We start from the raw sequence: 13,125 nt of genomic DNA, 5'->3' as shown, positions 1-13,125 counted from the left end.
TCGCCCAGCGATGATCTGGACGATGTGCTAGCTTATGAGTGACGTGCTCTGAAGTGTCTCCACCACCAAGAAGGAGCTCGTGGTGTCGGCGACACTGTTGGGCTCGGTTTTGGAGTCGGTGTCGGTGTTGGAGTCATGACCGGCGTCGGAGTCGGTGTTGGCGTCATCACTGGTGTTGGAGTCGGTGTCGCCGTTGGCTTTGGAGTTGGAGTCGGCGTAGGGATTGGCGTAGGAGTTGCCGTTGGCGTCGGAGTCGGTGTTGGAGCTGTGCCTGTCATATAGTTGGTCTTCAAGTACGAAGCCAAAGTACGAAGGTTCAAGGCGTGGCCACCCGTCACTAAGTTTGTGAGATTAGCATTCGTGCTAGAACCGTTCAGCATGATGGACTTCACAACAGCTGGATCAACAGCGTAGTTGTGGCTCTTTAACCAGTTCACAGTCAAAGCCGCAGCACCTGCCGCAATCGGTGAAGCCATCGAAGTGCCTTGCAACTCACCGTACTTATTGTTCAGCATCGTCGACAAAATGCCCGTAGAGCCAGGCGAAGCGAGTTCCACATAAGTCGTGCTGTAGTTCGAGAAAGAGCTGATTTTATTCGTCGCTGTATCCAAAGACGCGATAGCAATCGCACCGGCAACATCTTTTGCGTAGCTCGCCGGAGAGAAGAAGTTCGTGGCGCTCAACTGAGTCGTTTCATTACCTGCTGCCATGATAAGAACGATGCCTGCAGCCGCCGCTTCTTTCAGAGCCGTCAAAGTTGCTGGAGACTTGCCGGAACCACCGAAGCTCATATTAATGACATCAGCCTTGTTCTGAATCGCAAAGCGGATGGCATTGATAATGTCCGTATCGCTACCGCTTCCCTTCGAGTCTAAAACTTTCAGAGCCATGATTTTGGTGTTCTTTGCAGAGACACCCGCCGTACCAACACTGTTATTGGTGACGGCGGCTGCTAGTCCCGACACATGGGTGCCGTGACCGTTATCATCCATCGGTGTTTTATCTTTATTAACAAAGTCATAGCCCGCATTCCCTGCGCCATCGTCCCAAAGGTTCGCTTTCAAATCTTCGTGATTTAAATCAACACCGGTATCGATCACGGCGATAACCACTTCCTTAGTTAAAGCGCCATCTGCCAAGAAGGTATCAAAGCCCGCAGCCGCTTCGATATTTGCCATATGTTTCTGAGAAGAAAATCCCGGATCATTTGAGGCCGCCGTCGTGTGAACAACGCCTTCGTTAGAGATCTCCATGAGGCAGTCATCACTACCCGCTTTTTCTTTGAGCTCGCTCAACTTAATTTCACTGTCTAGAATAACGGAGTAGGCCTGCTTTTTCAGCTGGCTCAAATCTTGGCGAGGATCTGCAACGATTTCAGAGATATCTTCTGATGTATCGGCTCCGTTTTGCTTCTTGATATCGCGGCAATCTTTACTGACAACCGCAACGAGCTGGGTGCCCGAAGGCAAAACCACATCTTCGGAACTGATATCTTTATTAGAATTGGCGGCGGCAAAATCCTGGTTAGTGGCAGCCAGTTGTTCTAGGTCGATGTTCACTTTCTCAGACTGAGACGCATTGTTCTTTGCGCAACTCACTAAAAAAGCAACTAAGAAGAAAAGCCCCAAAAGGTGTCTGACTGCCATAACCATGGAATCCCCCGATTCTGAAGAATTACTAAAGCAAAACCCAAACCACCGTTGTCCACCTGTGGTTTTGATTGGGGCGTCAAATTTTTAGTGACCTGTCAAAGTTCAAAAAGGCATGTCAGTTTTCCTAGTTCTAGGATTCCATATTCCAAAAACTTAGACAAAATTTCGAAAATTTGCTCCCAGCTGAAATACGTTCGACTTCGCCCTGTTTATCCGGTGGCCTCCACATTGCTTTACTCCAAATCCGAACTTTAAGTCCGACTTTTAAAAACGGGGAACCAAAAATGAAAACTCTAATGACCATTTTAATAACAACAACTCTCGTGCTCACTGCATGCAGCGGCGGAACCGATTCACAAAAAACTTTAGCAAAACCTGAAGTCAAAATCGAACAACCGATTCGCACTGACGGCATTGAATTCAAAGTGGCTCGTGCAGTTACCCTCGAAGAGGATCTTTCAAATTTGGAGGAATTCGAGCGCAGCCTCAATATCTATTATATCCAGATTAAAATACCCAAGGATCTAACCGGGCAGCTTCAAATTAAAAAATTCAGCGAAAATGCTCGCTCCTATCAATATGTGAATACATCGGGTGTGCAGTACGACGGCAACCAAGCTGTTCTCGTTGATGCAATCAATCTCCAGGATGCAAAGCTTGCTACACAAAAGTTCGAATATCAGATCTCTAGTAACGGCAAACTCTTGCAGCCGATCAATTTCTCTATCAAACCGGATCTCGTCATCATAGGCACCGTGGACCTCGCGAGCTTACCTTTGACCTCTCTTGATTTGGACATTGGCACCCTTTTTATCGACACAGATTCTCGCCTGGTTACAGGAGGGGAAAGTATTTCGATCACAGCAACGAACATTCTTTCTAATAACGGCCGGATCGAAACTCTCTCTGAAGAATATGCCGGCACCTCCGCCATCAGAGGTCACACCGGAAAAAACGGCGGCGACATCGTCGTTAAAACAAATCTGCTTGCCGGTAATTTGAAATTCATTATGCGTGGGCAAAAAGGCGGACAAGGTATGGATGGGATTCCCGTGACGGAAGTTCCTCCTCAAGCGGCTCCTGGCCGTGACTCTGCCGACCATGCTGCGTGTGACTGGAGTGGATTGCTCGTAAGTCCGCCGGTGCAGGCCCTCATTGAACGCCCGCCCCATGAACACTGCTCGCAGTACTGTCCACAATATGCAAGAAACGGCGAACCCGGAGCCAAAGGTCTTCCTGGTAACAAAGGAAATTCAGGAGCTCAAGGCGGCTCTACGGGAACTCTCAACTTTTCCGCAACGAAGGCGACCCGCGACCAGATCAGCGTTGAGTTGATTCCGGGTGCCGGCGGTGAAGCAGGAGCCGGCGGCCCAGGCGGTGCCGGTGGTGCTGGCGGAAATCCCGGTGCTATTCGCACAGAAGTTTGCAGATCTAATGTATCTGCAGGTCCTCAGGGACCAGCCGGTGACGCCGGCGAGACCGGTGCCCCTGGATTTGCAGGAGAAAGCTTAAAACCAGTTTTAACAATTAACGGCAAAACCGAATAACGGAGTCATTTATGAAAAATCAGAAACTAATTTCAGGAATGCTCGCAGTCTCTATGGCGGTCTCTGCCTGCACCTCTTCTTCAGGAGGGCCCGCGGGGATCACCCAACCGACGGTTCAGGATCAAGTGTCGCAACTTGGAGTCGCCCAAGAAAAATGGATTCAACTCACCGCCTCGGAAAACCCAAACTTCGCCCTGGCAGAACTTCTGACTCCCTGGCTGTGGTCTTTGGATAGCAAGAGCCTCGAATCGATCCGCTCTCGTAGGATTTCGGGTGATCTCGATCCCTCTGTTCGCGATGCCGTTCAGACGAAGCTCGACAGTTTAAAGCAGGCGATGATTTTCGGCGAAAACTCTTTTATTCAAGATGAGACCCTGCTCAAAGGAGCGGTCTTCAGTCAGGTCACTCAATTAGAATCCCAAGGTGCTTTTGCACTGCAGATCCGCCTGCAAACTGCGGCTGAAGCTCAAGCTCAGGCTTACATGAAAGTCCAAGCTGCCTTTAACGAAAAAATCAAAAAAGATGCAAAAGAGATCGGCCGCGAAGTCGTCGCAGGATTGGGTCCTAAAGCTCTTGAGCAAATCAACAATACAAAGAACAAAAACCCGAAAGCCGCTATTCAGGAGATCTATCAGGTCCTCAAGCAATGGGACCAGCGCTTGGCCGGCTATGATTTCGCAGATCAAGACGCCCACAAACTCCTTTTGTATGGCTACATTGCAGCCGAACTCTATGATTACTTAAAAGATCACCCGACGGTTCAAGACATCGTTCATACAGTCGATGAAGTCCGTGCTGTCGGCGAAAAGGTCAAAGAGGTTCGCCTCATTTTGGCTTCAATGGACAAGTACAACGACACGCTGGCCGAAGGCTGGGAGAAAATGAAGTCCGGCATGCAAGGGATTCAAAAGGATATTCAGAATAATCCCGATTGGAATATCGACCCAAATCTCAAAATCACTGATGAAAGCAAAAAAGCTTCTGTCAAACTCGTGACGGATCTTTTGCTCGGTCAAGATGATCCGGCATCCCCAGAAGAAAAAAGCTTCCTTTCAAAACCTCATCCTCTCAGTCAAAATGCAAAGACCTTCTTTGAAGGAGCTGCTAAAACCGCCGGAGCTGTCGACGGAATGATCGATGGTGCTCGCGTGATCGCACAGACTCTCGGTATTCAGATTGATCCAGGTTTAGAAGACGCCCTCAATACAGCGAAGAAAATCACACAAGGCGTTCAGGTCGCCGAACAAGTTGCAAGTGCCTTTGCCTCTGATGGCTTGATGGGAGCCTTTGGCGCGCTCGCCGGTCCTGGTGGCGCGGCCCTTGTCATGGGCCCCGTGGGAGCAGGAGCGATGGCCGTGGGACAAATGCAAATGAATGCTGAGCTCGGCAAAATAAACATGAAGCTCGATAAAGTCATCGAGATGCAAAAGCAGATTCTCGATTTACAAAAACAAACTCTCGCGAAGTTAGATGACCTCAGCCACAAGCTCGATGAGTACCACAATCAGGAAATGCTGGCGATTGAAGGAGTTCAAGATGAAGTGCTTGAAAACCGCAGTGCCATCCGCATGCAAATCGACAGTGATTTGTCCGCTTGTAAAAACCTGGTCAATCGCGTGAACTCCATCAGCAACAGCGGCGTGAATGTTCCAGTGAATATGCTTTCGACACGAACCGTACAAAACACGCTGGCTCAAGCACTCGCTGTGCCTAGCGTCCGTCAAGCGCTTCTGAATGAATCTTCGTTGCGCCAATCTTTTGCCCGCTGTGGAGTTGCCATGGGAAATGCGTTCTCGCATAAAGCTATTGTCGAGACCCCTCTTAAAGCGGCTTTGGATGGCAAGCCGGGTGTAGCAACACCGCTTCAGCTCAGAAAAAAGCGCTTTGATCCCGCATTACTCACTCTGGCCTCTGCAAATCAAGGTAAGAACTATGAGAAAATGGCCCTGCATTTGCCTGCAGCAAACTTTAGCGGTCTCGACCGTAAAGACTTCTATGCGAAACGTTCTCTGGGTTCGCAAGACAATTCTTTAGGAACAGACTTAAGCGAGATGGTGTCGATCTATGCCCTCGAAAGATATGTCTCTGTGTTGTTGGCTCTGCATCCGATGCTCGCTGTCTCGGGCGAAGCTTGGAACAGCCTTCCGAATGCTGTTGAAAGTTCATGGAACGGATCAAGCGCCGTTGCACAGAAGCAAAATCAATCTGAGTTCTGGTTGAGATCAGCGCTTGAGACTATTCAAGTCGCTATTGCTCAACAGTCATTGCTCGCTGGCGAACCTCTTCTGACGAACTTGGTTGGCAAAATGGAGACGATCGTTGCCGAGCCTGTGAGTTGTGAAGCAAAAGACAGCAAGTACTGCTTCGTTCGTGAAAATGAAGTGATGGCGAAAAATCTTTTGCATTACTACCTCTACCTACGCGCAAAGGATCCCAACTTTGTCGCCGCTTATACTCAGGCTTTCAGTACAAACTCCGTTCAGGATATGGTGAAGGCTCTTGGAATTCCGTTTATCGGCCATCTTGAAGCGCCCGCGAACGTGAGTCTCGTATGGAAAGCGGAGTCCAAGGTTTCAATCAGCCTCCCTAAACCGGAGGACCTGACTAAAGGAATAATCAACTATCCGCCAGAGCTTTCTCTGCTCGTAAAAATGCAAGAGAAGGTGGCCGACGAACTGGTAAAGGTCGTTCCCAACAGCCTGAAACCACCAGAACAGCAGTTGCTGACAGAGTTGATTTTGTTCAAGCAACCGACTCAATAAGCTCTCACAAGCCCCGATGGCTCCCTCCGCCTCGGGGCTTTTTTCTTTATGCCGGTCCAAATCCTAGGACTGAGACTTTCCGAAATCTCAGACAAATCCCCCGAACTTAGTGCCCAGCTTCGATATATTAACTCTGACCCCATCAAAGCCCTGGCCCAGCCCTTGCTCTACTGGGAGGCGAAACTAAAATCCAAACGGGGAAACTTATGAATAAAGATCTATTTGCACTTGTACCTAATACTTATGAATCAACTCTTAGCCAAACCAACGAAGATATCGAAACTTTTCTAAACCTTGAATACCAAGGCCAACTAGCAGCAGAGATAAAAAATCCTCTGGCAGAGAAAAGTAAAGTAGTTGTCATTCCTAAACTCATCACATCTATCGTAATCGCAACAACTCTTCTCTTAGCAGCTTGTGATAAGGGTGGATACTCTGGCTCAGGCCCCGCCAATGAACTTTTACATCCCAAAGGTAGCAGCTCTGAAAACCCCGCGGATCCTTCCAAAGCAGAAACTCTTCCTAACCCCATCCCAAAAACTCAGCTTGTCATTAGTGGTCTTACTCCGCTTTCTTCCTTGCACGCCAACGGACACATTAAAGTCGATATGCTTATCTTCGAAGACTGGGCCAGACTGCAAACCGGCGGCGAAGACTTAGAAATTACTGCGAATACCATTATCGCTAAGACAGGTCTCATTACAAATGGCGACCTTGGTGGCCATTTGAAACTGACTGCAAAGAATTTGTATGGCAATTTGACTATTGAAGCTTCGGGAACCGTGTCACACCCAGGAACAGCGGATGTCGTGATTGAAAATATGGATTGGCTTTCGGATCCAGGATATGGCTGTGGTATCGGCGCCCGCTATAACGTCGAAGGTAACGGCCACGTAAGCTCGATGGTCATCAAGAACGATCATTGCCAAAAGTACCCGTTTTCCTCTAAGTAAAACTGATCTAATTCCAACACTTCCGTAAAGAGCGTCTCAATGTGAGACGCTCTTTAGATTCTTCAAGCTTCACTGCTTTTTAACCGATAAGTTATGTAGTGGAGGGTTCACATGAGAACCGCAAAGTTACAGTCTGTAATTGTCTTTGCAATGTTAGCACTGATGCTGACCGCCTGTTCTATGGAGGCTTCTATCCAGAGTCTCGTGCCTGATATTGAAATCTTCAAAGCTCCAGGACAAGCTCATGGTATTACTTCTGGTTCCGGCCAAATGAAGGCGACTTCTGAAGTCGGCACGGGCCTTAACAAGTACAAGGTCTCTTCGTCTGTCGGTATCGTGGGCGCGACAAACGCGAACAACACCAATCTCTACTACCAAACCAGTGGCGGCTATAAGGTCTATGGTACTGTTCAAGGTGCCATCGTTTCCCAATAGCACTTCTCATTTTGGGCCAAAGCTAGCCGATCGCCCAATATAGTTTCAAAATAAAACAACCGATCAAATCCCCAGGGAGTGTAGACTATGAAACCTTGGGGATTTTTAATTTTAGCGTCACTAGCGGCAACCCAGCAGACCTTTGCCCAGGATCTGAGTATTGTCGATGTCCGTCGTAATATCACTCTTGCTGACGACGACGTAGTTTACAAAGACTTCTATATCAGCGGCGGCGAATCCGACGGCTTGAAAAAGAACCTCGTCGTCACTGCCATGAGAAAAATCCAAGTCCGTGATGCCAACGGCTCACAATCTTACGGAGAAATTCTCATCCCCGTCGGTCAACTTCGTGTGATCGCAACCTACGGCAAAGTTTCTGTGGCTCGCGAATACAAACTTCTTTCGCGCGATGAACTCCCGATGCTTGAACAGATCGGCATGATGAACGGCGATCGTATTGACCTCAAAGGCGCTTTCGTTGATAACGCAAAACCGGTCTATAAAAAGAAAACAGCTGAGCATGTTGCGAAGCCAGAAACAGCGGTTGTGGCCGTTGTAACGGCACCTGTCGTTCCGACGGCGGCCCCAGCTCCGGCTATGGCAAAAGGCCCTGCCCCGGCATCTTTAGCTCCTGAAGCACCAAAGACTGAAAAAACTGCAGAGGCTGCAGCCCCTAAAATTCAGTAAAATTAAGATCTTAACTCCCCGCTGGACCCCAACGGGATTTTAGGGCACAACTACGTCCCTATGTCATACTATCGCGTTCGCTTAAGCCAAGTCCCTACCCTTCTCGAAGACGACGTTACTCAGCACTCCTTTGAACATGGAGCCAGCGGTGTGACCGAAGCTTTGGCCTATACTCAACCTGATCTGACTTACGATCCAGATCTCGTTCCAGTGAAGAGTCATGACCTCGATGTATTTTTCCTCGAGAAGCCGGCAGAAGATTTCTTCAAAGGACTCAGCGAAATCGATCAAGCGATCAAATGGGGTATCTTCGAAGAAGAAGACAAAGATTGGCTCGAAGAATGGAAGAAAGGCTTTAAGCCATTCCAGCTCGTGGGTCCTTTCTGGATCGTGCCTTCATGGTTAGAAACTCCAGCAGAGTGCGAGCAGCCCATTTTCATTGATCCAGGTATGGCCTTCGGTACCGGCACGCACGCAACAACGAAGATGGCTTCGTACTTCGTGCACAAGCTTTCTGAAAAATACAAAAAAGAAATTCCTGATTGGACATTGCTCGACGTCGGCACCGGCACGGCGATTCTTGCGATGCTGGCTCAGAAGAGCGGCTTCGGCCTTGTGACTGGCATCGAGATCGATCCAGAGGCTCGCCGTGTTGCTAAAGAAAATGTGAAGTTGAACAAACTGAGCCAAATCGAAATCTCCGATGCGCTTCTTGAAGAAGTGCGCGGCGAATACGATGTAGTGATCGCCAACATCATCGATGGCGTGCTCATCAATATCCGTAAAGACTTGCTCCGCGTTTTGAAACCGGGCGGTTTCTTGTTCCTGACGGGTATTTTGACTGAAAGAGATAATCTTTTCTTCGAGAAATTCATCGAAGCTTCAAACTTGAAAGTCCTCCGCCGTTTGGAAAAAGAAGAATGGGTTGGCTATTGGGTGCAAAAACCTGAAACCGACGCTGCGACTGGGGAATAAACATGCGCCGCTACTGGATTGAGTCTAAAGACCTCTACGGTGATCGCGTAAATTTCACCGGCGACACTTTTCATCACATCTTCGATGTGTGCCGCCAAGAAGTCGGATCGAAATTCGAAGTCCTCAACGAAGACAGTAAAGCCTTTCTCGTAGAAGTTGTTTCTGTTTCTAAAAAAGCTGCTGAAGCCCGCGTGCTTGAAGAGCGCGTGATTCCTCCCCTCCCAGAACCCCACATCCACTTGGCTCTCGCGGTTTCGCGCTTTCCTGTCATGGACGCGATTGTTGAGAAAGCTGTGGAAATGGGTGTAAAGAGCGTTCAGCCGCTCTTCACGGAATTCAGTTTTGTGCGCACTCCGAGCGCTTTATCGGCCAATAAAGTCGACCGCTGGGATAAGATCGTGCGCTCGGCGACCCAACAAAGTGGCCGTGGTGACCTCATGCAAATCACTCCCGCTGTGCAAATGGATGATTTCCTTAAAACATTTAACCAAAAGTCCTCCGTCATGGGTCTTTTTGCTTATGAGGGTCCGTCGACTCTCAGCATTAAGCATTATGTAACCGAAAAAAAGCGAGAGCTCGGGACCATCAAAGACATTTGGATCTTCGTTGGCAGCGAAGGGGGCTTCTCCCACGCTGAAGTCGAAAAAATGGGCAACCTGGCCCTTCATCCAGTGACCCTCGGACCGCAAGTTTTGAGAGTGGAAACGGCTTGCATGGCTCTAGTCTCCGTCCTAAAGTATGACTTTGATCTGATGTGTTGATGTTTCTGCCCGTCAGGAAAAGGAGATGGAATGGATCCATTTGAAGAGTTTGAGTTTAAGCCCCTCACGGAAGGTCTGGGTTTTCACAAAAAGAAAGCATCTACGGCACAAAAAGCAGCCGATCTCGATTCTTCTTTTGAAGTGACTAAGCCAGGCATGAGCTTGAACCAAACCGGTCTTTCCCTGATTGAGGAAGAGGCTGTAGATCCTTTGCGTCCACCTCTCCCACGCAAGCCGGCAACTCCGGTAATGCCTGTTGAGCCTGAAACGTCTCCGTCTTCTTCGGCGGTGGATGAAATCCTTAAGACTTTGCAAAAGAACCGCCGCTTGGATTTCGAAAACAAATCGGCTGCAAAAATCCAACAGCAAACAACTCCTAAAGTTGAAGAGTACAAACCAGATGTTTGGAACTTCTCTTCTGCTTTGTTGGACGGAATGCTTGTCATCGCTGCGAGCCTGCTTTGCATGATCGTTGTTTTGATGGTTACAAAAGCGGACTTGATTGCGAACCTCGCAAATCCAGATGAGTCCGGCATGGTTTACGTTGCAACGTTCTCTTTGCTGGCTTCTGTTGCTTTCATTTACTTGTTAGTGAACCGCATGTTCTTGGGCGCGACTCCGGGTGAGTGGGCGTTTGAGCAACGTATCGGTCAACCGGCAGAAATCACGACGGCAATGTATTCGATCCGCGTTTTGGCTCGCAGTGCTTTGGTCATCGTGACTGGCTTTATCGTATTGCCAATTCTGTCCGCTTTAATGAACCGCGATCTTGCCGGCGAAGTCACCGGAGCTAAGTTAGTTAAAAAGGTTTAATTCCACATGGGCCAGGTCTCTAAATTCGAATCAATTGCCAAGGATCTGGCTTCACTGAAATCTCAAAATAAAAAAATCGTCTTCACGAACGGCTGCTTTGACTTGCTTCATGTCGGCCACGTTCGCTATTTGCAAGAAGCTAAAAAGCTCGGCGACGTTCTCGTTGTCGGTGTGAATAGCGATGCCAGCGTGAGAGTTTTAAAAGGCCCTACCCGCCCTGTGCAGATCGAAGCCGACCGCGCAGAGATCTTGGCAGCACTCGGTGCCGTTGATTACACTGTGATCTTTAACGAAGACACTCCGCTCAAGCTGATTGAAACCGTGAAGCCCGATATCCTCGTTAAGGGTGGCGACTGGAAGATCGATCAGATCGTCGGCAGCGATTTCGTGATCGCCAACGGCGGCAAGGTGATGTCTTTGCAATTCGTGGATGGCAAGTCCACCACCAAGCTCATCGAAAAAGCTCAAAAGTAACTACTTCACTTCTGGTGATACTTTCCAAATCTTTCCACCAGCATCATCCGCAACAAGAACGCTGCCATCGGGAAGCACCAATGTGCTGACCGGGCGGCCGTAAACCGTACTTGTCGTTTCATCGGCAATGAAGCCCGTGAGAAAGTCCTTCTCGCCATCAACAGCCTCGCCGTTTTTAAACGGTACATAGATCACTTTATAGCCGGCAAGCTTTGAACGGTTCCAAGAGCCATGCTGAGTGACCAGAGCGCCTTCATTGAACGGTGCCGCCATCTTGGTACCTGTCGTAAACGCGAGACCGGTCGAAGCCGTGTGCGCGCCGACAGCGAAGTCTGGAGTTATCGTTTTTGCTACGAGATCGGGGCGTTCGCCTTTGCGGCGAGGATCTTCATGCGGTCCCCAATAAGCGTAAGGCCAGCCATAGAATCCGCCTTCTTCAACGTGAGTCAGGTAATCCGGCGGTAAATCATCGCCGAGCTCATCGCGCTCATTCACGACGGCCCAAAGCTTTCCGCTTGTGGGCTCCCAAGCCATGGTCACCGCATTACGAAGACCGCTGGCATAGATAACTTCGTCACTGCCATCGAGATTCATTTGCAAAATTGCAGCATTGTGCGGATCAAGTGGATCCGGAGCTTCACCAACATTCGAAACAGAGCCAACTGACACATAAAGTTTTTTGCCATCCTCTGAGATCAGCAAATCACGTGTCCAGTGACGTTGCGGCTCGGGAAACGGCAGTGTCGCAATCACCCGGCCCGGGCCGTTGATTTGCGTGCCATCGAATGGAAAAGATAAAACTTGCTCAGGTTCTGCAATAAAAATCTGATCTTTCCAGACGGCCATGCCGAAAGGGAGTTTCAGGTTCTTGGCAAAGACATCTTTGCTGGAAAGTTCCGAGCCATTCATATTCAGCACGGTGATTTGATTCGGAGAAGTGTCTCCTTTATCTCCGGGTTTCTTTTCGGCTTGGGAAACCAGGACATTTCCTGATGGCAATTGATACATCAAGCGCGGCGTCGCCATCTCTGCAAACAGAGTGACCTTAAACCCGGCCGGAGCGATCGGCGTTTTTCCTGCAGGCCAGCCAATAACTTTCGACTCATTCGGAGTCGAAGGCGTTTGATACGGCGGGGGCAAAACTGGATTTTTTTCAGCGAACACGCGGAAGCCCGCGCCGGCAACAACAGACAATACAAAGATTGGCAGCCAATATTTTCTCACGAAAACCTCCCTCGTGTTGAAGGCAATATCGTCAGAGAAAATTGTGACGGCGGTATAGCACTGGAAATCCGTTTTTAATAATAATCGATGACTTAGAAACGAAGACCCAGCTTTCCAGCATAGGTCGATTGAACGTAGCGATCTACTTCGAGTGCAACAAAGACATTCGACATTTTAATGCTGATGCCGAAAACCGTGTGCGGTGAAGCAACATCTGTCGCTTCTGTCGCACCTGAATCCGTGACCCCGCCAGTTCCGCCGACAAAAGTTCCGACAGAGCGAGCTTGACCCGCACCAAAAAACAACGACACGTCTTTCATATTCACTGAAGCAATCAAGTCGGCGCCCGTGGTGTGCGCCCCCAAAACGTTATTGAAATTCATCGCCGAGCCGTGAAGGACCAAACTGAGGGCCGCCGGCATAAATTTGGTTTCGTAAAAGCCCCAGCGAAGCTGCGCTCCATAGCCAGAGATGGCTTCGTCTTGTGGCAGCGGAATAAACTGCAAAAGCACATCGACATTGTAAAAAAGGCCCTTACCGACAGTCAGGTTCAAATAATTTAAATCACTTTTCGAATTTGTTTTATTGCCGAGGCTAGCAACATCGGCGAGTGGAATGTATTCGCTGGAAAGGCCAATCTCGACCCCATCGTAACCGCCCAAAGGATAAGGACTTGCAAGAAGTTTGGCCGAAGAACCAAAACCTAAAATACCCAGAGCGGCCTCACGGTCGGAGGCCGTTAAGCCCGTTGGCAAACTGAGTGTCGTGGCAGCAGATACTTGCCATGAAATGCCTAAGATGAAGAGCGCGATCAGAATTCTCGACATCTCTTCATCAAAAAC

The 13,125-nt window shown here is 49.1% G+C and carries 12 protein-coding genes; 9 read left to right on the top strand and 3 right to left on the bottom strand.

The window, feature by feature from the left end:
• Positions 1-32: 32 nt before the first annotated feature.
• Positions 33-1,646: a S8 family serine peptidase gene (locus JSU04_07115; GenBank protein ID MBS1970060.1), complete on the bottom strand. Its 1,614-nt coding sequence runs from the start codon at positions 1,644-1,646 to the stop codon at positions 33-35.
• Between the two features lie 290 nt (positions 1,647-1,936).
• Here JSU04_07115 and JSU04_07110 point away from each other — a divergent pair, with 290 nt between their 5' ends.
• The 9 genes from JSU04_07110 to rfaE2 all read left to right on the top strand — a co-directional run bounded on the left by JSU04_07110 (position 1,937) and on the right by rfaE2 (position 11,059).
• On the top strand, positions 1,937-3,199 hold the full coding sequence (locus JSU04_07110; protein MBS1970059.1) for a collagen-like protein: 1,263 nt from the start codon (positions 1,937-1,939) through the stop codon (positions 3,197-3,199).
• A gap of 11 nt (positions 3,200-3,210) precedes the next feature.
• Positions 3,211-5,961 (top strand): hypothetical protein, encoded by a 2,751-nt coding sequence (locus JSU04_07105; GenBank protein ID MBS1970058.1) that lies wholly within the window; start codon positions 3,211-3,213, stop codon positions 5,959-5,961.
• Between the two features lie 206 nt (positions 5,962-6,167).
• Positions 6,168-6,914: a hypothetical protein gene (locus tag JSU04_07100; GenBank protein ID MBS1970057.1), complete on the top strand. Its 747-nt coding sequence runs from the start codon at positions 6,168-6,170 to the stop codon at positions 6,912-6,914.
• A gap of 111 nt (positions 6,915-7,025) precedes the next feature.
• Positions 7,026-7,349 (top strand): hypothetical protein, encoded by a 324-nt coding sequence (locus JSU04_07095; protein ID MBS1970056.1) that lies wholly within the window; start codon positions 7,026-7,028, stop codon positions 7,347-7,349.
• Between the two features lie 87 nt (positions 7,350-7,436).
• Entirely contained in the window at positions 7,437-8,036 is a 600-nt protein-coding gene (locus JSU04_07090; GenBank protein MBS1970055.1) for a hypothetical protein, read from the top strand.
• Positions 8,037-8,096: 60 nt separating this feature from the next.
• Positions 8,097-9,011 (top strand): 50S ribosomal protein L11 methyltransferase, encoded by a 915-nt coding sequence (locus JSU04_07085; protein MBS1970054.1) that lies wholly within the window; start codon positions 8,097-8,099, stop codon positions 9,009-9,011.
• A 2-nt stretch (positions 9,012-9,013) separates the two neighbouring features.
• On the top strand, positions 9,014-9,772 hold the full coding sequence (locus JSU04_07080; protein ID MBS1970053.1) for a 16S rRNA (uracil(1498)-N(3))-methyltransferase: 759 nt from the start codon (positions 9,014-9,016) through the stop codon (positions 9,770-9,772).
• A 30-nt stretch (positions 9,773-9,802) separates the two neighbouring features.
• On the top strand, positions 9,803-10,585 hold the full coding sequence (locus JSU04_07075; GenBank protein ID MBS1970052.1) for an RDD family protein: 783 nt from the start codon (positions 9,803-9,805) through the stop codon (positions 10,583-10,585).
• A gap of 6 nt (positions 10,586-10,591) precedes the next feature.
• A complete protein-coding gene (gene rfaE2 / locus JSU04_07070; protein MBS1970051.1) occupies positions 10,592-11,059 on the top strand; it encodes a D-glycero-beta-D-manno-heptose 1-phosphate adenylyltransferase in 468 nt (155 codons plus the stop codon).
• Here the strand turns inward: rfaE2 and JSU04_07065 are convergent, their stop codons facing one another.
• Together JSU04_07065 and JSU04_07060 are read right to left on the bottom strand one after the other, a co-directional pair.
• Positions 11,060-12,283: a sorbosone dehydrogenase family protein gene (locus JSU04_07065; protein ID MBS1970050.1), complete on the bottom strand. Its 1,224-nt coding sequence runs from the start codon at positions 12,281-12,283 to the stop codon at positions 11,060-11,062.
• A 92-nt stretch (positions 12,284-12,375) separates the two neighbouring features.
• A complete protein-coding gene (locus tag JSU04_07060; protein ID MBS1970049.1) occupies positions 12,376-13,110 on the bottom strand; it encodes a hypothetical protein in 735 nt (244 codons plus the stop codon).
• Between the last annotated feature and the right edge of the window lie 15 nt (positions 13,111-13,125).

It is taken from the genome of Bdellovibrionales bacterium (genome assembly GCA_018266295.1).
In the GTDB taxonomy this organism is placed as follows: domain Bacteria; phylum Bdellovibrionota; class Bdellovibrionia; order Bdellovibrionales; family Bdellovibrionaceae; genus JACMRP01.
Note: the sequence above shows the minus strand (reverse complement) of the source record. Positions and strands in the feature narration are given on the sequence as shown.